The organism is Streptomyces sp. NPDC091387, from assembly GCF_044756945.1.
Classification (GTDB): domain Bacteria; phylum Actinomycetota; class Actinomycetes; order Streptomycetales; family Streptomycetaceae; genus Streptomyces.
Genome location: NZ_JBIVTZ010000017.1, coordinates 100,918 through 125,928, shown reverse-complemented (window position 1 = coordinate 125,928; position 25,011 = coordinate 100,918). Strand labels below are relative to the sequence as shown.

Annotated in this window: 13 protein-coding genes and 1 tRNA gene; 1 reads left to right on the top strand and 13 read right to left on the bottom strand. The window is 70.2% G+C overall.

What is annotated here, in order from left to right:
- Positions 1-2: 2 nt before the first annotated feature.
- The 4 genes from ACIQM0_RS31025 to ACIQM0_RS31010 all read right to left on the bottom strand — a co-directional run bounded on the left by ACIQM0_RS31025 (position 3) and on the right by ACIQM0_RS31010 (position 11,194).
- Positions 3-5,699, bottom strand: a complete 5,697-nt coding sequence (locus tag ACIQM0_RS31025; RefSeq protein WP_401292965.1) for an Eco57I restriction-modification methylase domain-containing protein — start codon at positions 5,697-5,699, stop codon at positions 3-5.
- A gap of 106 nt (positions 5,700-5,805) precedes the next feature.
- On the bottom strand, positions 5,806-9,084 hold the full coding sequence (locus tag ACIQM0_RS31020) for an SNF2-related protein (protein WP_401292962.1): 3,279 nt from the start codon (positions 9,082-9,084) through the stop codon (positions 5,806-5,808).
- A gap of 194 nt (positions 9,085-9,278) precedes the next feature.
- Complete coding sequence (locus ACIQM0_RS31015) at positions 9,279-10,670, bottom strand: serine/threonine-protein kinase (protein WP_401292959.1); 1,392 nt, start codon at positions 10,668-10,670, stop codon at positions 9,279-9,281.
- Between the two features lie 436 nt (positions 10,671-11,106).
- Positions 11,107-11,194, bottom strand: a tRNA-Leu gene (locus ACIQM0_RS31010).
- Positions 11,195-11,429: 235 nt separating this feature from the next.
- On the opposite strand from ACIQM0_RS31010, the gene ACIQM0_RS31005 reads away from it, so the two are divergent.
- Positions 11,430-12,734, top strand: a complete 1,305-nt coding sequence (locus ACIQM0_RS31005) for a DUF2254 domain-containing protein (RefSeq protein ID WP_401292956.1) — start codon at positions 11,430-11,432, stop codon at positions 12,732-12,734.
- 120 nt (positions 12,735-12,854) lie between these two features.
- On the opposite strand, the gene ACIQM0_RS31000 is transcribed toward ACIQM0_RS31005, so the two are convergent.
- The 9 genes from ACIQM0_RS31000 to ACIQM0_RS30960 all read right to left on the bottom strand — a co-directional run bounded on the left by ACIQM0_RS31000 (position 12,855) and on the right by ACIQM0_RS30960 (position 24,981).
- Positions 12,855-14,042 carry a sugar phosphate isomerase/epimerase family protein gene (locus ACIQM0_RS31000; RefSeq protein ID WP_401292953.1) on the bottom strand — a complete coding sequence of 396 codons (1,188 nt, stop codon included), beginning with the start codon at positions 14,040-14,042 and terminating at the stop codon, positions 12,855-12,857.
- Between the two features lie 49 nt (positions 14,043-14,091).
- On the bottom strand, positions 14,092-15,489 hold the full coding sequence (locus ACIQM0_RS30995) for a nucleotide pyrophosphatase/phosphodiesterase family protein (protein WP_401292950.1): 1,398 nt from the start codon (positions 15,487-15,489) through the stop codon (positions 14,092-14,094).
- Positions 15,486-16,661 carry a metabolite traffic protein EboE gene (gene eboE, locus ACIQM0_RS30990; RefSeq protein WP_401292947.1) on the bottom strand — a complete coding sequence of 392 codons (1,176 nt, stop codon included), beginning with the start codon at positions 16,659-16,661 and terminating at the stop codon, positions 15,486-15,488. The genes ACIQM0_RS30995 and eboE overlap by 4 nt, the downstream gene beginning before the upstream one ends.
- A 4-nt stretch (positions 16,662-16,665) precedes the next feature.
- A complete protein-coding gene (locus tag ACIQM0_RS30985; RefSeq protein ID WP_401292944.1) occupies positions 16,666-17,514 on the bottom strand; it encodes a TatD family hydrolase in 849 nt (282 codons plus the stop codon).
- Positions 17,514-18,212 carry an EboA domain-containing protein gene (locus tag ACIQM0_RS30980; protein WP_401292941.1) on the bottom strand — a complete coding sequence of 233 codons (699 nt, stop codon included), beginning with the start codon at positions 18,210-18,212 and terminating at the stop codon, positions 17,514-17,516. The genes ACIQM0_RS30985 and ACIQM0_RS30980 overlap by 1 nt, the downstream gene beginning before the upstream one ends.
- Before the next feature lie 37 nt (positions 18,213-18,249).
- The gene (locus ACIQM0_RS30975) at positions 18,250-19,107 is read right to left on the bottom strand and encodes a sugar phosphate isomerase/epimerase family protein (protein ID WP_401292938.1); all 858 of its coding nucleotides are present in this window, start codon (positions 19,105-19,107) and stop codon (positions 18,250-18,252) included.
- The gene (locus tag ACIQM0_RS30970; RefSeq protein ID WP_401292935.1) at positions 19,104-20,030 is read right to left on the bottom strand and encodes an SCO3242 family prenyltransferase; all 927 of its coding nucleotides are present in this window, start codon (positions 20,028-20,030) and stop codon (positions 19,104-19,106) included. The genes ACIQM0_RS30975 and ACIQM0_RS30970 overlap by 4 nt, the downstream gene beginning before the upstream one ends.
- Positions 20,027-21,145 (bottom strand): inositol-3-phosphate synthase, encoded by a 1,119-nt coding sequence (locus ACIQM0_RS30965; protein ID WP_401292932.1) that lies wholly within the window; start codon positions 21,143-21,145, stop codon positions 20,027-20,029. The genes ACIQM0_RS30970 and ACIQM0_RS30965 overlap by 4 nt, the downstream gene beginning before the upstream one ends.
- A gap of 119 nt (positions 21,146-21,264) precedes the next feature.
- Entirely contained in the window at positions 21,265-24,981 is a 3,717-nt protein-coding gene (locus ACIQM0_RS30960) for a ThuA domain-containing protein (protein ID WP_401292929.1), read from the bottom strand.
- Positions 24,982-25,011 lie beyond the last annotated feature (30 nt).

The window sequence follows — 25,011 nt, the reverse complement described above, 5'->3', positions numbered from 1 at the left end:
GTTCACTCCGCAGCCGGGGCGGCCTGGTCCCGGGCCGCTTGGGTATCGGCTTTCGTCTGCCCCGGCACCCAACCGACGGCGGCCATGCGGCGTACGAACTCGGCGTGTGCGGCGCGGAGTTCCGTCCGGCGATTGGCCTGGTAGAGCGGGCTGGTGTAGCCCTCGGGAACGTTGGCACCCCCTTCAGGGAAGTCCGGGAGGGCACTGAGCTGCTTCCAAGCATCGCGGGGCTGGCTGTAGCCGTGGACCTGGTGGGCCTTGGTGATACGGCGACCGGTGGCGTCGAACCACATGTTGTCCTCGTACTGCTGGAGGACCGGGAAGCGGGCGTCGTACATGGCGACCAATTCGTCCGCGCTGATGCCGAGCCAGACCGCGACGAGTGCGTCGATCTCTACGAGGGCGGCTCGGCGGGAGAACTCGGAACGGAGAGGGGTGGTGGGGGCCCAGTTGGGAGCGATGCCGTCCGTGAGAAGCGTTGCAGCATCCGGCCACGTGGTGGCCCAGCAGTCTTCACTCCAGGTCGACTCGTAAAGCGTCGCCCAAAGGCCAGCGTACGAGTCGCTCTGCACATTGAGGCGGAGTGTGCGGAGGAGTAGGGCATCGGCGAGCGGGTGCCCCGCCGTGGGAGCCGGGAAGTTGGAGGCTTCGCCGATCCTCAGATGCCTGATGTTCGCCAAGCGAAGGTAGTAGTCGCAGGGAAGGGCTGACCAAAAACCCGCCAATAGCGTCGTCGCCATAGGCGACGCCAGGGCCATCGAGTTCATAAGGTCGATATGCGTCGGCCCTGGCGGGATGATGGCAGCGGTCAGGCTACGTTCCGTGTTGGATGCAATCATGACGCGCCAGGCCACTCGGAAGAACTCTGAGTATGGCCGGGAAGCGACAGCCTGGAGCAGAACATCTACCGCCCGCTCAAGCGACCCACCTTCCAAGCCAGGTGCGGCAGCGAGGACGTCTACCTCGGCGGTCTCGACAGCCTGCGGATCGTCGCGGATCTGAGCGAGCCGATCGTGGTCAACCCAGCGATCCTGCGCCGCAACGAACCGCTCTTCGGACGCGGCCCGCCGATAGTTCGTGCGCGGAACTGCGTCATCCGCCATATTCCGGTGATCCCACGGCTCGTAGTCCCGCATGCTCTTCGAGCCGCCTGTGGGCGGCTGCTTATGCAGCGGCGTGGCGACGCTGATGAGGGGCCCCTGTAGGATTACGTCGTCCCACGATTCCGCTTTCCCTGGCGCCCAGGAAATGTAGCCCGCCGTGCGGTCGTTCTTCTCGTGAAAACCCGGGCTGATGCGTGGCCGCAGAGCTGCCAGGCGGTGCGGCCAGCGCGCCAGCGCGGAGATGGCCGCCTCCTCGGCGGTGGTGACCGGGTACAGAAGCTTCGCGCTCTCGGCCGGACCGGCATCCGATTCGGCCGTAAGCTTCTGCCACGCCCCCAGCTTCTGCGGGTTCACGTGAACAATGCGCTCTCGGTGAGGGCGCAGGTCCCACTTTCCGCCGTTCTTGACTCCCGGAAGCGGCCCCTTGCCATTGTGACGTACGGATTCCAGAAGGACGTCAGGGTGCAGGAGCCAGCTCATGTGCTGGAACGCGATCTCACGGTCGCGCCCGTACACATTGATGCTGAAGTGGCTGCTGTTTCCCACAGGGTTCGCGAAAAGCAGCAGTTCATTGGTGAAGTCCGCATGGAAGCGTAGGTGTCGATACGCGGCCTTCCGTAGCTCGACTTCTTTCCCGCCGGTCAGGTGTGTCGACGGGTGGATGAGACCAGCCGTCCCCCGCTCACCAACCGCTCGCCACGATCTCAGCATGAACGCCCGGTACAGATCCGGCTGCGTCCCCACCAGCTCCGGGTACATATCCACCGACGCCAGGAACTCTGACACCGCCGCATGCGTAGCCAGCTCCCCGAGGAACGCACCGCGCGCCTTCGGCCGCGCCAAGAGCCCGTCCTTGCGCTCGTTCCACTCCTCCGTCGAGGCATGCTCCTCAAGCTCGAACCACGGCTCGAACTCCGCGAGGACCCCGCTCTCCTTCCACTCCTGCTTCACCCACGGTGGATTCCCCACCATCACATCGAACCCGCCGTCCGCGAAAACATGCGCGAAGCTCAACTCCCAGTGGAAGAAGCCCCGTTCCTGAGCGATCTTCTGCGTACCCTGGAACCACGGGAAGTAGTCCCCAAGACTCGACGCGTGCGTCCACGCCGACTGCCCGGTCATGAACTTATCCAGCTCATGCTCCTTCTCGTCCAGCTCCCGAAGGCTCGTCACCCCGCTGAACTGGACGAGCGCGGCCTGCCCGCCGTCCCCTTCCCCATCCTCGACGTCGATGCGCCCCACCACAGCCTCGGCGAACTCGATCCAGTCCTCAAGGTTTCGCAAGGGCACCCGCCGGTTCCCGGACCCCTTCGGCGCTCGCGTGAGGTCCATGCCGTTCTCCATGTAGTCCGGCGCCGACCCGTCGAGCAGCCCGATCTGCTCCAGCGGCCAGAACCACAGCGCGCACCAAGCGTCCATGACCTGCTTGACCCGCCAGTACGGCGTACCCGGGAAAGTCAGCGCCTCGCGCACCGCGTCGCGGTCCATGACCGGACCGCGAGCGGACACGTCCTCCGGAGCCGTCGTCTCCTTCAGCCCCCACACGTCGATCGACCGCGCGATCTCCTGCTCCGACAGCTCAAGCCGCAGCGTGACGAGATCCCACAGGTACTCGACCCGCTGGGCGAGCCGCCGCAGCCGTGTCGTCTGCGCGAGCTGCTGCTTCTTCTCGTCGCGCTCCCCCTGCTGCACCGCCTGCTTCGCGGCCCGCAGGCCACGCCCGCCCCCACCGCTCCCCGCCGCACCGAGCGTCAGCTGCAGCGGGTCGGCCGCGAACCCGTCAAGGGTCCCCTGCTCAGGCTCGACGGCGCCGAACAGATCCGCCGCGAACAGCGTCTTTCCCTCCTCGTCCGCCTGCCGCGCCTTTTCCAGCTTCTTCGCCGTCTCGGCCCGCACATCGCGCGTCTTGCGCTCCCCGCCGCCCTTCGGTGCTCGCCGCATGGCCCCGCGCCACTTCTGCAGGCGCTCGATCAGCTCAGGATCGAGCCACTCCGCGACCTTCCCGTCGACGACCGCGCGTACCGTCTGATCCGCCGCGCCCTTCTTGGGCTTCCGGAGCGACACCTTCTCGCCGATCGATCCCCACCCCAGCGCCGGCATCAGGAACTGGTGGACGGACCCACCCGGGATCGGCGTCCCCATCGGCACGGTGCGCGGACGCTGCTGCTCCTTCGCGTTGAGCCAGCCGCCGTCCTTCAGGCCGTCCCGGCCGTAGACCCGACGGACCGCACCCACCAACGAGTTGCCCCGATGCAGGTGGAGCCCGTACCAAGGGGCTCGCATGCCCGGGTACATGGTGTTCAGCCAGAGCGAGACCTCGGCGAGCTCGACGGCGGTGTCGTTGAGGTCGATGCCGTACGCGTTGTGCAGCGCGATGTACGCCTTCGCCTTCTGCAGTTCGCGCTGGTACTTGTCCGGCTCGATCTCGACGCCGCGTTCACGCTCGGCGAGCTTGAGGTACAGCTCGGCGATCTGGTTGACCGCCTCGTTGAGGAACGCGCCGGACCCGAGAGCGGGTTCGCATACCCGCCACTTCAGCACCTCGGCCGCCGTCACGCCGGACTGACGCAGCAGCTCCGGGGCATCCTTGTCCGCCCGGTCCAGGAGCTTCGGGTCGATGCGGCCGTCCTCGTCAAGGCGGAACCTCAGCGTCTGCTCCACCGTCGCCTTGGTCAGCGACTCGGGCGTGTAGTACGAGGCGCTGGTCTGCCGATCGCGGCCGGCCAGCCGGTAGACGTACGAACCAACCGGATACGGGACGGCCTTCGGGTCGCCCGTCTCACTGTCCCTGCCGGTCTTGACGAAGACCGTTCCGTCGGGGCCGTCGGCGTAACGGCCGGAATCGACCTGCTCCTTGCCGATCAGCCAGGAACCGTCCTTGGGGTCGCCGCCCTTGGCTACCTCGTACAGCGGGGTCTCGGCGATGAATCCCGTGTACGACATCAGCCGCTCGTACACCGAGCCGAGGTGGTTGATGCTGAGGTTGGCGTAGCTGATGAACCCGCCACGGCCCCGCGGCCCCTGGCCCTCGGTGAGGGTGAGGCGGCGCAGCACCTTGTGCAGGACGGAGTTGCGCAGGCGGAGGTCGAGGTCGGCCGGGGCGGGTGAACCGTCGGCGAGTGTCGGGTACGGGTAGGCGATGCACTGGCCGACGAGCTTTATCGACTCGGGGTCGAACAGCTTGGAGCGCAGGGCCTCGATGCGTACGCCTTCGCCCCCGTCGTCCGCGACGAGCTTCGCGCGCTCCGCCGACGCAACGTGCTCCGCCCTCTTGGCGGCCAGCTCCTCGCGGCTGCGGACGGTGTCGGCGACCGGGTGGCCGGAGAAGACCTTCTCGAAAAGCAGGGCGAGGGATTTATGGAAGTGGAGGCCGCCCCGCGAGCTGGTCGGCAGCTTCTCGCGGACGACGAGTTCGCGGAGCCGGGCGACGCTGTAGCCGGTGGCGTATTCCTCGCCCTTGACCGGGAGGATCTCCAGCTCGGGGCGGGCCTCGGCATAGAGGAGGAACAGGATGCGGTAGAGGTAGCGCAGGGCCTCGGTGGTGAGGACGCGGGGCAGGTCATCGCGTTCCTTCAGCACGTGCGGCAGCCATTCCTGGAGGTCCTCGGGGCGGACGTCCCGGCTGCGGGCGCGGTCGAGGATCTCGTTGGCGATGAGCTGGACGGCTTCCTGGAGGCCGGTCCGCAGGTCCTTGGTGACGCCCTCGGAATGGTCCCGGGACTGTGTGAGCAGCCGGGTCATGTCGTCGTCGCCGTCTTCGCGCGGACGCAGCGAGGGGGCGCCGAACAGCCAGGCCGTGACGTCGAGTTCACCGGCGGTCGTCGCGGACTTCTCGGCCTTCCGGGACAGTGCGGTGTCCAGGTCGACCGCGAGGTGGCGGCCTCGGGAGAAGTCGCCCTGGGAGGCGAGGACCATCACGCCGCCGAACAGCAGGACGGCGTATTTGGGGGCGTCGTCGCAGGACAGCAGCCAGGCGGCGAGGTCGGTGACGGTGCGCAGGGTCTTGGCCGGGCCGACCTTCACCGGGGCGGGAAGCTGGTTGGCGTGTCCGTCACCGACGGTGTGGTCGACGTCGTCGGCGAAGCCGCCGGTGAGAACGACGACGCCTGGCTCGCTGTGCGCCACGGGGACGGCGACCGGGCCGGCCGCGCCGAACAGGGTGAGGTGGCCGGGGTTCGGCTCGAAGCCGAGCGCGGTGAGCACCTGCCGGTGCCAGGTGTCGAGGGCGGCCCGCCACTCCTCCTCAAGGGTCTCCGGCTCCCCGTCGTCGGTCGACGCCACGCGCGTGAGCGGCTGGAACGCCGGAAGTTCGGTTCCTTCGACGGAGGCCAGGCCCGCCGCTGCCGTCTGCAGCTCGGCAACGGCTTGCGCGTCGGGCTGCTCGGCGTATTTCTCGGCGCCCGAGGCGAGCAGGTCCCGGACCTTGAAGTACGGGCCGCTGAGGTCGCGGAGCCCTTGGCGCGGGGTGTGCTCGCCCTGCCGTTCGGCGGCGGACCAGCGCTTGAGAGGGCCGTCCTTGAGCTCCTTCGGCAGAATCTCGTCCAGGTAGAAGGTAGGGAAGTACTGGCCCGCGTTGACCAGGGAGTCGAACGTCACGCCTGCTGCTCCTGCCGGTGTTCGTTGCTGTGGATGCCTGTGTGCCGCGCAGGGGCGGGACGGCGGAGATCGGGGAGGGCCGGGGACACACACCCGGCTGCGTCCGTCATGAGCTGGGTTCCAGTACGGCCAGGACGCGGACCATCGGGTCGCCGGTGGTCCGCAGCCGCTCGGCGGTCTCGCGGAGCAGTTCGGCCTGCGAGGCGCGTTCCTCGCGGCGCTTGCCCGTTTCGGTCCCGGGGAGCTCCTCCTGCTGCCACCGCGCGACCTCCGTCCCGTACTTGCGCAGTGGCGCGTCCACCCGGGCATCGGCGACGGATCGTAGCGCGCCCATGGCCTTCCGGGTCGCGTCCACAGCTGCCGGGACCAGAGGCTGCAAGGCGGTGGGATCGCTTGGGCCGAAGTGGTCGTCCATCGGGTTCTCGGGGTCTATGCCCAGTTCGGCCAGGGACACCAGATCGGGATCGGCCGCCTGCTCCTGGTCGTGCGTCTCGCGGATGATGTGCCTCACGCGTGGTGTCCCAGCGGCCAGCCGGTCCACGGCGAACCAGCCCACGGCGGTGGGACGGCCCTCGGCGTTGGACCACACGCCCTGCGTGAGGAACACCGGCTCCGGAACCAGCTCACGGTCCACCTGCAGGACCAGCGCCTGCCGCCGGCCGAATTGGACGAGCACCTTGTCGGTGATCCACTCAATGACAGGGTGCAGCTCACCCACGTAGTGGACGTCCGGCCACAGTGACAACGAGCCCTTGGACTCGCGGGCGCGCTTGAGCGCGTCCGCGCCGTGGTGGCGGCTGAAGGTGAGCTTCACCCGTGCGGCGATGTTCTGCTCGCGCAGGTATCCGGGCGGCAGGACGTCGAGCCGGTCCGCCAGGTCCTCCGGCGTACGGAACGACAGGTCCTCTCCGTCCACGGCGGTCTCCAGGTGGAACGCCTCGACGTGCGCCAGCTCTTCGAGCCCGGCCGTCACGTAGGAGGATCGGTCGGGGAAGAGGCGCAGTTCGTGGTGGAGCGGAATGGGGCCGGTGTCCGGGTCCGCGTCGGCGCGCGCGGAGCCGGAGGGGCCGTCACCGGGCGTGGCAGCGGAACCGTGTCCGGCACCGGCGTCGTCGGCCGCCTCCGACGGGGTCTCGAGGTCGTCGAGAAGGTCGTCGTGGCCGTCCTCGAACCCGAGGTCGTCATCGCTGAAGCCGTCGAGTCCGCTGAAGTTACCGCCCTCGGCGGCGTACTCGTATCCCGGTCCGTCCGTACCGAACTCGCCGTACAGCTGTTGCTCCAACGGTCGGTCCGGGCCTGCCGAACCAGGCGCGGCATCGAGCGCCTCCGGGGCCGTTTCCAGTCCGGCGACCGCCTGCTCCGGGGGCTCGCCCTGGAAAAGCGACTCCATCAGTCGCTTCTCCTCCAGCTCCCAGTCGTTCTCCACGGTCGCGGCCTCCACCGCGCCGAGGATGGAGTGCACCTTGTGCTCCCGGGCCATGACCTTCTCGGCGACGGTCGTGTCGTCCAGTGCCCCGTCGACGGCCGTGGTCAGCAGCATGGCCCGGAACTGGGGTTCATGGACCTGCCCGTAGCGGTCGATACGCCCGTTGCGCTGCTCGACCCGGATCAGGCTCCACGGCAGGTCCCAGTGCAGGAGGTGGTGACACTGCCGGTGCAGGTTCACGCCCTCGGAGGCGCCGTCACCGGTCAGCAGGACGCGTACGTCGGTGCCGGCTCGGGCGAACTCATCGACGAGTTCCTGCTGTTGGGCGTCCGATGCCGAGCCACTGAACATGGTCCGCACCGCTGCCGCGGCCGCTTTCTCGGTCTTCCACCCGAGGAGCGGCGGCAGGACCGCGCCGAGCCACTTCAGAGTCTCGTGACGCTCGGAGAACACCACCGCGCGGGTAGGACTGCCCGAGCGCACGTCGATCCGCCGCAACTCGGCGACCAGCCCCGCCAGCTTGGAGGCGGTCGACGGCCCGGCGGAGGCGGACAGTTCGTCGACGGTCGCTCGCTCGATCGCCCGGGCCAGATCGGCCAGCCGCAGCAGGGACGCCACCTCGCCGACAGCTCCTTCGGCTCCGGTGTCCGGGCCCTGGATCTTGTCCTGCCCCTCCGGCAGCTTCGCACCGCGTTCGGCGAGCCGGCTCCTGACCGTCGTGAACAGGGCGCGGTGGGAGGAAAGGAACGACTTCAGCAGCACGTACGGAAAGAGGTGGTCCGACCCCTTGCCCCGCTTCTTCGCCCCGCCGCCGTCCACCAGACCGACCGCTCCGTCCGCCGCTTCCTGGCCGCCGCCGAGCCAGTGCTCGGCGATCTCGGCGAAGACCCGCTCCTCCAGCTCGCTCGCCGGGCAGCGCACCGGGTAGGAGTCACCGCGCGGGGCCCAGTGGCCGGCGAGCTGTTCCTTGACCTCACGGCTGGCCTTGGTGCGGCGCAGCATCACATGCCGCAGTTCCTCGGCCTCCGGCTTCTTCGGGTCCTTGACGGCCATCGGGTCCAGGAGCCGGATCAGGCCGGTGAACGCGGGCATGTCGCCGTTGTGCGGGGTCGCGCTCGCGAGGATCAGGGCGTCGGACTGCCGGGAGAGCAGTTCGGCGACGCGACGCCGGTCCGTGCCCTTGTTGATGAGGTTGTGCGACTCGTCGATGACGACCGCGTCCCAGCGGACGTCCTTCAGCCAGGACTCGTAACGGCCACTGTTGCGCAGCATGTCGATGGAGACGATGACGCGCTGGTAGTACGTGAACGGGTTACGCCCCGCAGGGACCTTCCGCTCGATCCGGGCGATGCCCGCACTGTCGAGGCGCACGAGCGGGATGGAGAACCGGGTCCACATCTCGTGCTGGAACTGCTCCAGGACGGCGGCCGGTGTCACCACCATGATGCGCTCCCCGCGCCCGCGCCGGATCAGCTCGCCGAGCAGGACACCGATCTCCAGCGTCTTGCCGAGGCCGACGACGTCACCGATGAGAAGGCGGGGGCGCAGCGGGTTGGCCAGGGCCTTGGCCGCCGGACGCAGCTGGTAGTCCATGCGGTCGAGCAGATAGCCGTCGGTGAGGGCGAGACCGTGCTCGCCCTGGGACAGCGGCGTCTTGCGCAGCACCGCCTCCAGGAGCAGCCGGCCACGGCGGAAGCCCGGGGACAGATCCGCCACCAGCTCGGTGTCCTCGGGGAGAAGGACCTTCGGCTCGTCGAGGGAGGTCAGGAAGACCGCCTCGTGGCCGCGCACCAGCTCCGACGCACCGACCGCCCTGATCAGGTACTCCCCGGACCGCACCTCGTGACTGTTGCGTACCAGCCACTCCTCGTCACGGACCTCGATCACCGTCCCGGCAGGCGGGGCGCCGTCGGTGAGAGCGACGGAGCGGTACTGCGGACCGCCGGAGGTGTCGGGCATGAAGGGACTGTTCCTTTCGGACGGGGTACGGCGGATCGGTGAGCCGAAACCCGTGCGGTGTGTGTGGTTCGAAGCCTATGGCTGGTGATGGCAGGCAGTCCCGCCGGGCGACAGGATCCGGCGCGGAGGGCCCGGATGTCCCTGGACGTCGGTCTGGGCTTGGCTCGGTCTACCGTGCCAGGGGTGTGACCTGCCTAGAGACTCCCGCTGTGCGCGTAGGTGCGCCGGAGGCGCTCGGCCACCTTGAGCGCCGAACGTGGGACGACCGGACGTCGACGGCTTTCCGCCGGGGGGTCTGCAGGCGGCGTCGGCCGTGCGTCTTTCTGAGCGGGGTCGGTCGTCTCGGTGGAGTACATCTTCGTCAGTCCGGGCGGTGCGAGCTGGTCTGTCTGCGCCTCGCCCTGGCCAGGAACAGTGGGGGTGTACGGGGCAGAGTGTGCATCGTCGTGCGGAACGACGTTCGCTTCCTCATCCAGGTCAAGATCCACGTCCGGGGACAGCTCGTCGAAGAGCCCGTCGTCGAGCCACGGGGCGTCCGGCGCCGCGCCGTGATCGACCGCGCGCTGTGCTTGCTCGCGAACCTCCGGATCGGGACCTTCGGAGATCGCCTTGGCCGGCAGCCTTGGTGTCAGGTGTGCCGCGGCCACGATGTCCGCGAGTCGCTGAGCGGCCGCCTCGTACGAGAGCCCGTTCCTCGCCAGCATGGCGTACAGCTCCTGGCGTACGTCAGGCAGCTGGGGGCGCTGTGCTTCGGTGGAGGCGAACAGCCGACCCAGCAAGGGCAGGAACCCCGCCGGGACGTCCTTCCAGTCAGGAGCCCACGGAGCCGGGGCCCCGGTGTACGGGGTTCGTCCGGCCGCCGTGAAGAAGAGCGTGGACCCGATCGCGTACACGTCCACCGACGCCTTAACGTGCTTGCTGTCCTCGTACTGTTCCCACGGCATGAAGGCGGGGGTGCCCAGCGCCCATCCCGTCTTGGTCAGCGCGTTGCTGAAGTCCTGCCGCTCGGCAAGGACCGCGAGACCGAAGTCGAGAACGACCGGCCCGTTCGGACCGAGCACCACGTTCCCCGGTTTCAGGTCCCGGTGCAGGAGGCCCGCTCCGTGGACAGACTCCAGCGCGTCCACCAGACCGAGCCCCAGGGCTGCCCACGCTCCCACGTCCGTGATGGGTCCGCCTTGTTTCACCTGCGTATCGAGGGACGGGCCGGCGATGTACTCCATCGCGAGCCACGGCTCGGCGGCCTCGGGTGCGGCCCCGAGGAACGCCGGAATCCTCGGCCCGACCACGGTGCGAATCGCATCAACCTCGGCCACGAACCGGGCCCGGTTCCGTTCAACCTTGCCGGCGTCCTCGTCGGTCAGCAGCTCGGTCCGAATCGTCTTCAGCACAGCCAGCGAGTTCTCGCCCGGGGAACCGGCGTCAGCATCGGCTATCCGGTACGCGGTCTCCCAGGATCCGTCCCAGCCCTCCAGCGGAAGCCGTCGCGCGAGATACGCCCGTCCCATGCCCCCCTGCCCCAGGAGGGCCAACGTCTCGAAGGGCCCGCGGACGCGGGGGTCGCGGTCGTAGTCCAGTGGCTCCATCGGCGCTCTCGTACCCCCGGCGAGTCGGCTTCTGATCACCGATGGCCTGTGTCCGGCTGCTCCCCACCTCATGAGTCGGGGCGGCGCGGACCAGCGGGCACCCGCCTGGCCGTGCGGCTCAACGAGCAGTCTACGGCGCGTGCCCGTCGGCGATGGCCCGGTATGGGAAGGAGCTGTTGCGTGACACCGATGGCAGCGGTCAGGGGACGCGGGTCGGGCAACCAGGTCTGCGCAGCGCGGTCAGCTTCGCGGAATGCGAAGCGGGTGAGCACGATCAAGTTCGGCCGCGTAGCGGCGGCGGATTGCCAGTAGCTGGGCGTCGTTCCTGGCGACGCGATCCCTGGCCGACCAGAAGGTCCAGCCACGGTCGGTGATCCTCTCGAGGCCACGTCACAGCAAAAGAGCCAGGGTATTCAGTGAATACCCTGGCTCTTCTTGGTGTCCGAGGGGGGACTTGAACCCCCACGCCCGATAAAGGGCACTAGCACCTCAAGCTAGCGCGTCTGCCATTCCGCCACCCGGACCGGGTGATCAGCCGCGGTCTCCCGCGGCGACAAAGAAAACAATACCAGGGGTTTGGGGTCCGTCTCACCTGCGTATTCGGTGGTCAGCGGGGTGCGGGCTCACCTCGGAGACGTTCCCGCCGGCACACCTCCGCTTCCGCGCACGGTCCGTCGCCGGTCGCGTACGCACGGTGTGCCCGGAGGGTCGGCGGCGGGGTCCACGAGGGTAAGGACGGGGCGGGTTACGTTCACCGGCATGAGTGATCGCGGCTATCGGCCACCCCGCGCGCTGTCACCGTTGCGTGAGCATCTGCGCGAGACCTTCTGGTTCGCCCCGACCCTGACGCTGGTCTGCGCCGTCGTGCTCTGGTTCGTGGCCTCGGCGCTCGACGAGCAGCTCGTCGCCTACCTCCATGACGAGCAGGCGTACGACGAGATCAAGGACCTGGTCTCGGTCGCCGAGGACACCAAGACGATCGTCGTCACGATCAGCTCGGCGATGATGACCTTCATCGGTGTGGTCTTCAGCATCTCGCTGGTGGCCGTGCAGATGGCGAGCGGGCAGCTCACGCCCCGGGTGGTGCGGATCTTCGTGCGGAGCCGCATCAGCAAGCTCACGCTGTCGGTCTTCCTGGCGACCTTCGTGTTCTCGCTGCTGGTCCTGAGCTCGTACGAGAGCGAGAGCGATCCGCGCCGGGTCGTGTCCGTGCCGTTTCTGCAGAGTGTGCTGACCGCCGGGCTCGTCGGGCTCAGTCTGCTGCTGTTCATCGCCTATGTGAGCTCCACGCTGCGTCTGATGCAGGTCGGCCCCGTCGTCGACCGCATCACCCGGGATTCCTTCCGGGTGCTGGGGCGGATGCCGGGCGGCCGGCCACAGGAGGGGCCGCTCGCGGACGAGACCGGGCAGCTCGTGCACGAGGGGCGGGCCGGGGTGCTGCGGGACGTGAACGTGGCCCGGCTGGTGCGGGCCGCGCGGCGCCAGGGCGTCGTTCTGCGGCTGATCCCGCGGCTCGGGGACTTCGTGGTGCCGGGCACACCAGTGCTGGCGGTGCACGGCGGGGCCGCGCCGCCCCGGCGCGCGCTGCGGTACACGGTGTCCGTCGGGGTCGAGCGCACCCTGCACCAGGATCTGGCGTTCGGGCTGCGCCAGTTGTCGGACATCGCGCTGCGGGCCCTCTCGACGGCCGTGAACGACCCGACCACCGCCGTGCAGTGCCTGGACCGGATCGTGCAGTTCCTCGCGGCCGTCGTGGATCTGCCCCTCGGCGCCGTCCACCACCGGGACCGCGAGGGCGTCGTACGGCTGGTGCAGGACGTGCCGGGGTGGGCGGATCTGGTGGATCTCGGGTTCGAGGAGGTCCGGCGGTGTGCCGCGGACTCACCGCAGGTCACCCGGCGGCTGCTGGCCGGGATCGACGATCTCCTGCTGCTGGCGGCGCCCGAGCGGCGGAAGCCGCTGGTCCGGCACCGTGCGCTGCTGGTTCAGGCGGTGGAGCGCGAGGTGCCGGACGCGGCCGAGCGGGAGTTCGCGCTGCTTCCCGACCGGCAGGGCATCGGGTGAGCCCGGCCGCCCCCTCCACGGCATGAGGTGGTGGTCCGGGAAGTTCCCCGGCGGGCCGCCCCGCACGTGTGCGAGGAGGCCCGCCGGAGAGGGGGTACGGGGCCGGTCACGCCGGTGGGCCTACTTGCGCAGCGCCGCCAGGCCCTCGTAGCTGATCCGGGCCTGCTTCAGGGACTGCGCGAGGTCCGTCGAGCTCGGCGCGGTGTCCTGCTCGATCATCGGGTTGCGGTAGTTCGCCTCGCCGACGCGGCGGAAGAACGTCCGGTAGTCGATGACCCCGGTGCCGAAGGGGACCATCTCGTAGCCGTCGCCGTTGGTCGTGCTGACCACCCCGTCCTTGGCGTGGAACAGCGGGTAGCGCTTGTTGTGGCGGCTGACCAGTGCCGCGGGGTCGAAGATGTTCTCGCGCTGCGCTCCGTCACGCGCGGTGTAGGTGTGGAACTTGTACTGGGCGACGTGCGCCCAGAAGATGTCCATCTCCAGCCACACGGTCTTCGGGTCGGTGACTTTGAGGAAGTACTCGAGCTTGCGGATGCCCGAGCTGCGGGTGGGCCGCCCCTGTGCGTCCAGCGGTCCGCTGTCGAGCAGGAAGCCGTAGGCCGCGTCGTGGTTGTGGGTGTACAGCTTGACGCCCGCACGGTGAGCGATCTTTCCCAGGGCGTTCCACTTGTCGGCGGCCACGTCCCAGTCGGCGCGGTAGGCGCTGCCGGTGGGGTCGCCGCCGGTGCCCATGTGGTCCATGCCGAGGATGTTCGTTATCTCGAGGTGCCGCTTGAACTCGTCCTGGTCGCTCTGGCTCAGCGGCCAGGACGACGGGATGAAGCCGTGGTTGCCCTGGGCCCGCAGACCGTAGTCGTCCAGCCACGAGCGCAGCAGTTTCGCCCCCTGCACCGTTTCGAGGTTGCTGCCGCCGGGTGCGTTGGCGTGCTGGCCGTATCCGGCGAACTCGACCTGCTTGTAGCCGTAGCGGGCCAGCTCCTTGAAGACGGCGCGGAAGCCCGAGGGAAGGGTGGTGCTGAGCGGGTCCCGGGCCGTGGCGTCGCGCACGGTGTACAGGATGATGCCGCGCTTCGCCGCCGGGACGAGGGTCTGGCCGTGACCGTGCCCGTGCTCGTGGTCGTGACCGTGCCCCTGGCCGTGACCCTGGTGGGAGGCGGGCTGGGCGAAGGCCGGCGAGGCGCCGATGACGGGCGCGGCGATCGCCGTCGCCGCGGCGGCGGTGCAGGTGCTGAGGAAGCGGCGGCGGTTGACGCCGAGGCTGCGGCGCAGGGCGCCGTCCGTTCCGGATTCGTCGTTGTACTCGGTCACGGTCTCTCTCTTTCTCGAAGATGTTCGCAACGCGGTGCACGGACCGGTCTCACGCGAGGCCGGCCAGCGTGAGCAGCAGGGACTTCACTTCGGTGGCCCGGACCGGGCCGGTGAACGCATGGGGGGTGGAGCAGAGGATGAGCGGACCTTCCTCGTCGCTCAGGGGGAGGCGGCCGTGGCTGCCGCGGATAGGTGACGGGTCCAGGGGGACGACCGCCATGCGGTAGCGCATGCCGAGCTTCTTGCGGGCGACCGCCGTGGCCGCCTTGACCCGGACGTAGGGGTCCTGGGGGTCCAGGAAGAGTTCGACGGGGTCGTAGCCGGGTTTGCGGTGGATCTCGACGAGCTGCGCGAAGTCGGGTGCGCGGTCGTCGTCGAGCCAGTAGTAGTACGTGAACCAGGCGTCCGGGTCCGCGACGGCGACCAGTTCGCCGGAGCGCGGATGGTCGAGTCCGTGTGCCTTCTTGCCCTCGTCGTCCAGGAGCTGCTCGATGCCCGGGAGGCCGGCCAGGGCTTCGCGGGCCGCTTCGAGGTCCTCGGGGCGGCGTACGTAGATGTGCGCGATCTGGTGGTCGGCGACGGCGAAGGCCCGGGAGGTCATCGGGTCCAGGTACTCCATGCCGTCCTGGGTGTGGACCTCCAGGAGTCCGGCCCGGCGCAGGGCGCGGTTGATGTCGACGGGCCGCTCCACGCGGGTGATGCCGTACTCGGAGAGGGCCACGACGGTACGGCCCTCGCGTCGGGCGTCCTCCAGGAGCGGGGCGACGGCCCGGTCGAGGTCGGCCGCGGCCTTGAAGGCGCGCGGGTCGTCGGGGCCGTAGCGCTGGAGGTCGTAGTCGAGGTGCGGGAGGTAGCAGAGGGCGAGGTCGGGGTGGCGGGTGTCGAGGATGTGCCGGGTCGCGTCGATGATCCACTGGGAGGAGACGAGGTCGGCGCCGGGGCCCCAGAAGTGGAAGAGGGGGAAGGTGCCGAGTTTCTCGGTGAGTTCGTCGTGGAGGGCCGGCGGGCGGGTGTAGCAGTCGGGTTCCTTGCGGCCGTCGGCGTAGTAGACGGGCCTCGGGGTGACGGTGAAGTCGGTGTCGGCGCCCATCGCGTACCACCAGCAGATGTTGGCGACGGTGTAGCCGGGGTGGGAGCGTCGGGCCGCGTCCCAGAGCTTGTCGCCCTCGACGAGCCCGTTGTGCTGACGCCACAGGAGGACGTCCCCGAGTTCGCGGAAGTACCAGCCGTTGGCGACGATGCCGTGTTCGGCGGGGGTGGTCCCGGTGAGGAAGGTGGACTGGGCGGCGCACGTCACGGCGGGGAGCACGGTGCCGAGCGTGGCGCGGGCGCCGGACTGGCCGAGGGCCTTGAGGTGCGGCATGTGGTCGAGGAGGCGGGGGGTGAGCCCCACGACGTCGAGGACCAGGAGCGGGGTGGGCGAGCTGGTCGTCCCGGCGGTGGTCATGGCAGCTCCTTGAGGCCGAGGTCGACCAGGAGGTCGCGGGCGAGGGTGAGTTCGGCGGCGATGCCGTCGGCGAGCTGGGCGCGGGTCCGGGGGCGCAGCTCGGCAGGGAGCGCCTGCCAGGTGTACGTCTCGACCTCCAGGTGCCGGGTCAGCGGCTGCGCCCCGCCGACCAGCCGGGTCAGCGTGGACCGGAGCACGGGAAGGGTGGAGGTGAGCGGTGGTGCGGGTGGTGCGTGCAGGGGGACGTGGAAGTGGGCGCGCCAGGGGCCGCTGTCGGGCAGGGTGTCGCCGGTGACCGCTTCGTCGAGGTCGTCGGTGCCGCGCAGTCCCGCGGCGGTGGAGAGGCGGGTCTGGTGGAGGAAGCGGGGTTCGGCGAAGGCGGCGAGCGCGGTGCGTACCTCGGGGAGGTGGGGTTGTTCGGCGTGCAGGGCGGCGGAGAGCTGCGCCTTGACGGTGGGGATGCCCGCGGCGGCGAGCGCGTCGAGTGCGCCGTCCGGGTCCTCGAAGGAGGTGGCGAGATGGCAGGTGTCGATGCAGACGCCGATGCGTTCGTGGCCGATGGCGGTGAGGGGTCCGATGGCGTCGGCGGTGGTCTCGACGGTGCATCCGGGTTCGGGTTCGAGGCCGATCCTGATGGATTTCCCGGTGAGTTCGGCCAGCGCGTCGAGGCGTTCGCCGAGGGTGGTGAGCGCGGCGAGTGCGGTGCGGGCCGCCTCCGGGTCACCCGTGTACGGGGTGCGCCAGGCGATGGGCAGGGTGGAGATGGTGCCGTCGGTGACGTCGTCGGGGAGGAGGGTGGCGAGGAGCCGGGCCAGGTCGGTGGTGTGGGCGAGCCGTTCGGGGTCCGTCCAGTCCGGCTTGTACACCCGGTACTTGACCTCTTCGGCACCGAATCCCTCGTACGGGAAGCCGTTGAGGGTGACGACCTCGAGTCCTCTGCGGTCCAGTTCGGTGCGCAGGGAGCGCAGTTGCGCGGGGTCGTTGACCAGGGTGCGGGCGGCGTCCCTGGCGAGCCAGAGTCCGATGCCGAGGCGGTCGCGGCCGAGCCGTCTGCGTACCGGTTCGCAGTGGTCGCGCAGTTGGGCGCGGACGCCTTCGAGGGTTTCCGCGGGATGGACGTTGGTGCAGTACGCGAGGTGGACGACGGTGCCGTCGGGGTGGCGGAAGCGCATGGCCTCACTCCCCGCCGCGGAGGATGGAGTTGCCCTCGTGGAGCGGTTCCGGTTCGACGGTGTCCAGGTGGAGGCGGCCGCTCTGGCCGTAGAAGGCGACGGGGTTGCGCCACAGCACCTGGTCGACGTCGTCCTCGGTGAAGCCGGCGGCCAGCATGGCGTCGGCGACGCCGCGGGTCTTCAGCGGGTCGCTCTTGCCCCAGTCGGCGGCGGAGTTGACCAGGATCTTCTCGGTGCCGTGGAGCTTGAGGACGGCGACCATGCGGTCCTCGTCCATCTTGGTGTCGGGGTAGATGGAGAAGCCGGCCCAGCAGCCGCTGTCGAGGGCCTCCTTCACCGTCGTCTCGTTGAGGTGGTCGAGCACGACCCGTTCCGGGGCGAGGTGGGACTCGCGGACGACGTCGATGGTGCGGCGCAGGCCGGCGAGCTTGTCGCGGTGCGGGGTGTGGACGAGGGCGGGAAGTCCGTGGTCGGCGGCGAGCTGGAGCTGGGCGGACAGCGCGGTGTCCTCGGCCGGGGTCATGGAGTCGTAGCCGATCTCGCCGACGGCGACGACGGAGTCCTTGACGAGATAGCGCGGCAGGGCGTCCAGGACGGGGGTGCAGCGCGGGTCGTTCGCCTCTTTGGGGTTGAGGGCGAGCGTGCAGTGGTGGGCGATGCCGTACTGGGCGGCGCGGAACGGCTCCCAGCCGAGCAGCGCGTCGAAGTAGTCGAAGAAGCTGGCGGGCGAGGTTCTGGGCTGGCCGAGCCAGAAGGAGGGTTCGACCAGCGCCCGGACCCCGGCGTCGTACATCGCCTGATAGTCGTCCGTGGTGCGGGACGTCATGTGGATGTGGGGGTCGAAGATGCGCATCAGGACTCCTCCGATGGGGCCGTTGAGACCGTGGGGGCGGCAGGACCGGGGGCGCTCGGGCCGGGGGCCGTGAGGGCGAGTACGCGGTGCAGGTCGGCGGGGACGGGGCGGCTTGCCGCGATGCGCTCGGCCGCGTAGTCGCCCAGCATCCGGGCGAGTTCCGCATCGCCGCGGGACCGCCGGGCCAGTTGGTCGACGGCGTCTACGGGGACACCGGTGAAGAGGCATTTGAGGACGGCGTGGCGCCAGTTGTGCGGATCGAGACGCTCACCGGCGTACGGGCCGACGGCGGCGGCGATCAGTGTGGTGTCGTTGGCGCGCAGGGCGTCCTCGACGAGGGGCACGGCGCCGGTGCCGAGGTCCAGGGCGGGCAGTGCGAGCAGGACGGCGCGCCGTTCGGCGGCGGTGCCCTGCTCGTAGAGCCGGGTCACGGCGGCCAGCCCGGCGCGGGCCTCGGTGAGCAGCAGGGCGCGTACGGAGTCGGCGTGTCCGAGTCCGCAGTGGCGGCCGGCCGCGGCGTACCGCAGTTCCCACGGGGGCACCGCGTAGGCGTTGCCGGAGGGTTCGGTGTCCGGGTGGGCGGCGGCGTGGGCGGCCTCGGCGAGGGCTTCGTCGAGCCAGGCGCGTGCGGCGCCGCCGAGCTGTGCGTCGAGCTCCTTGCGGGTCAGCAGCGGGGCATCCGGCGAGGTCATCGGCATGGCGTTGCTCCCTTCGGCGGTCGGGTGGCGCGGCGGTCTAACGGCTCGACGGTCCGTGCGCGCGGAGGAACTCGATGGAGTTCCTGGCGACTTCCGGTCCGGCGTGGGAGTGGCGGGGCAGCTCGACGACGGTGAGCCCGTCGTATCCGGTGTCTCCGAGGGCGTCGAGTGCGGCGAGCACGGGCGGGAAGTCGATCTCGCCCTCGCCGAAGGGAAGGTGTTCGTGGATGCCGCGGCGCATGTCCTCGATCTGGACGTGTCGCAGCCACGGGGCGGCTTCGGTCACGCAGTCGACGGGCGAGGCGGTCTCCAGGCACTGGCAGTGCCCGATGTCGAGGGTGAGTCCGAGCGGTTCCGGGTCGCCGCACAGTGCGCGCAGGTGGTGGAAGTCGGAGAGGTGGCTGAGGAGGTGTCCGGGTTCGGGCTCGATGGCCAGCGGCACCCCCGCTCGTTCGGCCGCGTCGATGACCGGGGCGAGGGCGCCGGTCAGCCGCTTCCAGCCGGTCCCGGCATCGGTGCCCAGCGGCATCACCCCGCTGAAGCAGTGCACGGCGTGGGCGCCGAGTTCGGCGGCGACGTCGACGGCCCGGACGAGCAGCCCGGTCCGGGCGGCCCTGGCCTCGGGGTCCGGGTCGAGCAGCGAGGGGCCGTGCTTGCTGCGCGGGTCCAGGACGTAGCGGGCCCCGGTCTCCACGGTGACGCCGAGCCCCAGCTCCTGGAGCCTGGCGGCGACCTGGCGGGTGCGGGCGAGGAGGTCCGGGCCCATCGGGTCGAGGTGCATGTGGTCGAGGGTCAGCCCGACCCCGTCGTAGCCGAGGTCCGCGAGGAGACCGAGGGCGTCGCCGAGGCGGAGGTCGGTGAGCCCGTTGGTGCCGTAGCCGAGGCGGATCGTCATGTGGGGCTCACCTTCCGGGCGAGACTGCGGGCGAGCGGGACGAGACCCATGACGGCGAGCGCCGTGCCGGAGGCGCCGGCACGGGCGGCGAGGGCGGCCTGGAGCGGGATCATCGCCCGGATCCCGCTGCCGACGGCGCGCTGGGTGAGCGGCGGCGACGGGTTGAGCGCGGCGTGGACGAGCGGCCGGCCGGCGGTGCGGAGGTAGGTGCCGGTGAGCGCGGTGAGGAGGAGCCGGGCGGGTGCGGTCGCGCGCTTCCCCTCCCCCGGCCGTTCCCGCATCGCCGCACCGCCGAGCGCGGCGACCGCCGTGAGGGCGGCGAGGGGTGCGGTGGTGGAGCCGCCCTGTGCCTCGTGGCGCGAGACGGCGGTGACCGCGTAGGTGTGCGCCGTGAGCAGTGCGGCGGCGGGGAGCGCGGCCGGTACGGCGGAACGGGCCGGGGTCGCGAGGGCCGTCGCGGAAGCGGTCGTGGGTGCCGTCGCAGTGGCTGTCGCGCCCAGGAGCAGGTCCAGCCCGCGGGCCGCAGCCATCGCCGCCGGGCCCGCCGGCGTGTGCTTCAGGCGGAGGTCGTACGCCCAGACCGTCGCCGCGAGGCCGGTGGCCACCGTCAGTGCCGGGCGGCCCGCTCGGGCGGCGAGGGCCAGGCCCGCCGCGGTCAGCGCACCGGCCGCGGTGAGCGCCGCGCGGGGCGTGATCCGGCCCGAGGGGATCGGGCGGTGCGGGCGGTCCACGGCGTCCTCGTCGCGGTCGGCCCAGTCGTTGAGGGCCATGCCCGCCTCGTACAGGCAGAGCGAGGCGCCGACGGCGAGGGCGGTCGAGCGGTTGGGGCGGCGGCCGACGGCCGCCGCGCCGGCGAGGGCGTCGCCCGGCACGGTGAAGAGCGCGGAGACCCTGAGCAGCTCCGCCCAGGCGCGCACCGTCACTTGTCCCCCCGCAGCCGCTCGGCGAAGTCGAGCAGCGACAGGTACTGCGCGGACAGTGCGGCAGGTCCGCCGTCCGGGTCCTTGAAGTAGAAGCCGAGTTCGGGACGCGGACCGGTCAGACCCACTTCGTGGGCACGGGCCAGCAGCCGTGCCAGGTCCAGCACCAGGGGTGCGGCGAGTGCCGAGTCGCAGCCCTGCCAGGTCGTCTGGAGCACCATGCGCGCGCCGAGGAAGCCGTCGAACGCGATGTGGTCCCAGGCCGTCTTCCAGTCGCCGAGTGCCGGCACGTCGTCGATGTGGACCTCGCCCTCGGGGGCGGCTCCGAGCGTGTCGGCCAGGACGCGTTCCTTGCCCGCGTTCTTCGCGGCGGCCGCGGCCGGGTCGGCCAGTGCCGCCCCGTCCCCGCCGCCCAGCAGATTGGTGCCGGACCAGGCCCGGACCGGCAGGGCCCGCTGGACGAACATCGGGGCGAGTACGGAGCGCAGCAGCGTCTGGCCGGTCTTGCCGTCGCGGCCCGCGTGAGGAAGGGCGCAGGCCGCGACGGCGGCCTGGAGGGCCGGGGTGCGCAGCCCGGTGGAGGGGGTGAAGTTGACGTACGGACAGCCGGCCCGGAGCGCGGCCGCCGCGTAGAGGGAGCTGGCGGGCAGCCGCTCCGCACCGGGGGCGGGCGCCGGCTCTGTGGAGGCGACGTTGACGACGACGCTCCTGGCCAGGCCGTTGCGCCGGGTGAAGTCCGTGAGGTCGGCGGCGAACGCGGTGACGAGTTCCTCGTCCGTGCGGGTGTCGCCGGGGAGCGGGCCGCCGGGGCGGATCTCCTCGTCGGCCGCGGCGAGTTCGGACCGCACCGCGGAGGGGAGGCCGTGCGGCAGCACTCCCCCGGCGGCGAGTACCTCGGCCCGTTTGGGGAGTGGGCAGTCCAGGGTGTCGTGTCCGCCGAAGACGAGCGAGGCCACGGGTGGCAGACCGCTCTCGGCGAACGGCGCGGTCTCGGTGACCATGCCGGCGGCCGGGTGGAGGCCCGCCGCGACCGCTGCGCACCCCGCCGTGGCGGTGGTGGCGACGGAGCCGCGTGCTCCGATGAACCAGACTCCGGTACGAACGGCGTGTGCTGACACGGGCTGCCTCCCTGGCTGGGGGTCCTGGCTGGGTAGAGCTGGTGGCGCTGTGCGTGCGGAGGGACGGGCTCGGACGGCGGGCGGGGCGTGCGGCCCCGCCCGCCGTCCGGGCGGTGGCCCTAGGTGGAGGGCAGTTCCTTCAGCTGGATGTTGCGGAAGGACACCTGGTCGTCGGCCCCGTGGTTCTGGAGGCCGATGTAGCCGTCCTTGAGGCTGCGGGCCGGGTCGGTGTTGGTGAAGTCGTTGATCTTCACTCCGTTGAGGAAGATCTGGAGCCGTTCACCCTTGACCTTGATCTCGTAGCTGTTCCACTGGCCGGGCGGCCTGAGGACCTGGTCGCGGGCCTTGATGTTGGCCGACTTGAAGGTGTAGACGGAGCCGGTGGTGCGGTCGGGGGCGTCGGTGGCGTCGATCTGGACCTCATAGCCGTTGTTCACCGCGGACCACGGGTCGTCGGACTCCGGGAAGCCGACGAAGACGCCGGAGTTGTCGTCGCCCGCCAGCTTCCAGTCGAGCTTCAGGGAGTACGACGTGAGCTCCTTGGCCTGGTAGGTGAGCAGGCCCATGCCGCCTTCGGAGCGCAGCTCGCCGTCGACGACGTTGAACTTGCCGGGGCCCGCCTGCTTCCAGCCTTCGAGCGTCTTGCCGTTGAAGATCGACCGGTAGCCGGTGTCCGGCTTGCAGTCGGCCTTCACCTGCCCGGCCGCGTACCGCAGCCCGCCCGAGAGGACCTTGCGGAAGTCCGGTTCGGCGTAGGACTCCTTGGTGTGGCCGAGGCCGGTGTAGAAGGAGCGGCCGCCCTGGTAGGTCTGGCACCAGGTGATCGGGTGGTCGCCCTTCATGTTGCCGCCGGTGTAGGTCGTCTCGTCGAGGGTGGCGAGGACCTTGACCTTGTCGCGCGGGTTGGTGCGGTAGTTGTACAGCTCGTCGGTGCGGTCCCAGGCGTCGCCCAGGTGGGCGGTGGCCGGGTTCTTGTGGTCCTCGACGCGGACGGTGACGGGCTGGATGGCGGGGTGGCTGTCGAAGTACGCGCCGACGAGTCCGCCGTAGAACGGCCATTCGTACTCGGTGTCGGCGGCGGCGTGCACGCCGACGTATCCGCCGCCGGTGGTCACGAAGTTCTCGAACGCCTTCTGCTGGTCGGCGTTGAGGACGTCACCGGTCGTCGACATGAAGACGACGGCGTCGTAGCGGGCCAGGTTGGAGGTGGTGAACTGGGCTGCCTCCTCCGTGGCGTCGACCGTGATGTTCGTGTCCTTGCCGAGTTCCTTCAGTGCGGCGATGCCCTCGGGGATCGCGTCGTGGCGGAAGCCGGCGGTCTTGGAGAAGACCAGGACGCGCTTGGCGGTCTTGTCCGGCGGGGTGTTGGAGAGTTCGAAGTCATCGAGGTCGTAGAGCGCGCCGTCGCCTCCCTTGAAGACCAGGAAGAGCTCGGTGGCCTTCTTCGGAACGCCGCGCAGGGGGACGTCGATGTCCTGGAAGACCTCCCAGCCGCCGGTCACCGGGACCGGTGCGGAGCCGAGGATCTTTCCGTCGGCCGAGCCCGAGCGGACTTCGAGGAAGCCGCCCGCGCCGCCGGAGGCTATCCGGGCGGTCAGCTTGGTGGAGTCGCCGAGGATGTACGGCTTGAAGGAGATCCAGTCGTCGTTGTCGATGTCGCCGACGGTCTTGCCGCCCTCGGCGTTCGCCTTGTCGTAGATCTTGATGCCGGACGAGTCGTTGAAGTGCTCGGCCTGGCGGTGGCGCGGCTGGAGCTGCGACTGGTCGTGGCCGGTCAGCGCGGCCTGGCCACCGCCCCCGCCGTCGGTGTACGAGGCGTCGATGACTCCGAAGATGTTGGCGTTGGGGTCGTGCCCGCCGTCCATGTCGGTCTTGATGGTGCCGGTGCAGCCGTGCGCCGAGGTGATCGGGTGGCCGTGGCTGTCGTGGCCGAGGACGAAGCGGACTTCGATCTTGGAGCAGTCGATCGTGCCGTCCTCGGGATCGGTCACGTTCACCTTGAACGGGATCTCGTCCCCGAAGGTGAACAGCTGGCCGTCACCCGGGAGTTCGAGGCTCACGGTCGGTGCCGTGTTGCCGACGGTCACATGGACGCTCGCCTTGCCGGTGCGTCCGGTGGGGTCCTTCGCGGTGACGGTCGCGGTGTAGGTGCCGTTCTTCTTGTACGTGTGGGTGGGGTTGGCGTCCGTGGAGGTTCCGCCGTCGCCGAAGTCCCAGGCGTAGGTGAGGGCGTCGCCGTCAGCGTCCGCGGTGCCGGCCGAGGAGAACTTCACCTTCAGGGGCGCGGTGCCCGAGGTCTTGTTGGCCGCTGCCACCGCGATCGGGGAGCGCCCCCCTGTGGCGTTCTCGATGCGGTAGAGCGCGGAGTTCTCGTCGCCGCCGAACCAGGAGAGGCCGTAGTCCAGGACGTACAGCGCCCCGTCGGGTCCGAAGGCCATGTCCATGATCTGGGTACCGGACCACGGGATGTCGTTGATCGACTGGACGTTGCCGTCGGCGTCCTGCTCGATGCGCTTGATCCACTGGCGGCCGAACTCACCGGCGAAGAAGTCGCCGTCGTAGGCCTCGGGGAACTTCACGGGCGAGTCGAGGTCGGCGTCGTAGTGGTAGACCGGTCCGCCCATCGGGGACTCGGATCCGGTGCCGAACTCGGGGACGGAACCGCCGTCGTACGGGATCCAGGCGGCCTGCGCCGGGGGCAGGTCGACGATGCCGGTGTTGTGCGGCGAGGTGTTCTTCGGGGCCGCGCAGTCGAACGCGGCGCCGGAGGTCTTGGTGGCGAAGTCGTAGTCGATGAACGGGTCGTTGTCGCCCGTGCAGAACGGCCAGCCGAAGTTCCCGGGCTTGGTGACCCGGGCGAACTCGACCTGTCCGGCAGGTCCGCGCTTGGGGTCGGCCGCGCCGGCGTCCGGCCCGTAATCCCCGACGTAGAGGACGCCGGTGGCCTTGTCGACGCTGAAGCGGAACGGGTTGCGGAAGCCCATCGCGTAGATCTCGGGGCGGGTCTTGTCCGTGCCCGGGGCGAACAGGTTGCCGTCCGGGACGGTGTACGAGCCGTCGTCGGCGACCTTGATGCGGAGGATCTTGCCGCGCAGGTCGTTGCTGTTGCCGGCCGAGCGGCGGGCGTCGAACGCCGGGTTGCGGTCGGGGCGCCCGTCGATGGGGGTGAAGCCGTCGGAGGCGAAGGGGTTGGAGTCGTCGCCGGTCGACAGGTACAGGTTGCCGTCCGCGTCGAAGTCGATGTCGCCGCCGACGTGGCAGCACATGCCGCGGGACGTCTTGACGTCGAGGACCTTCTTCTCGCTGCCCATGTCGAGCGTGCCGTCCTCCTTGAGGACGAAGCGGGAGAGCCGGTTGACGCCGTCGAACTTGGCGAAGTCGGCGGCGGTGCCGGTCTCGGGGGCGTCGCCGTCGGGGGTGTCCAGCGGGGGTGCGTAGTAGAGGTAGATCGCCCGGTTCTCGGTGAAGTCCGGGTCGACGCCGACGCCCTGGAGACCTTCCTCGTCGTGCGAGTAGACGGGGATGGTGCCGGCGACGCTGGTGTTGCCCGAGCTGTCGGTGAGCCGCAGCTCGCCGCTGCGCGAGGTGTGCAGCACGCTGAGGTCGGGGAGCACGGCGAGGGTCATGGGCTCGCCGGTCTCGGCGGCGCCCTTGGCGAGGGTGACCTGCTGGAAGTCCTCGGAGGCCGGGGCGGGTGCGGGTTCCTCGTGGGCGGCGGCCGTTCCGGGCATCGCCCCCAAGGTGAGGGTGGCGGCGGCGAGCAGGGTGCCGGTGAGCAGGGCGAGGGATTTACGGACGCGGAGCCTGGCTCTGGTCCTGCTTCGGGTTCTGTGCACGAGTGTCCTCCGGAAGTGCCGGTTGTACGG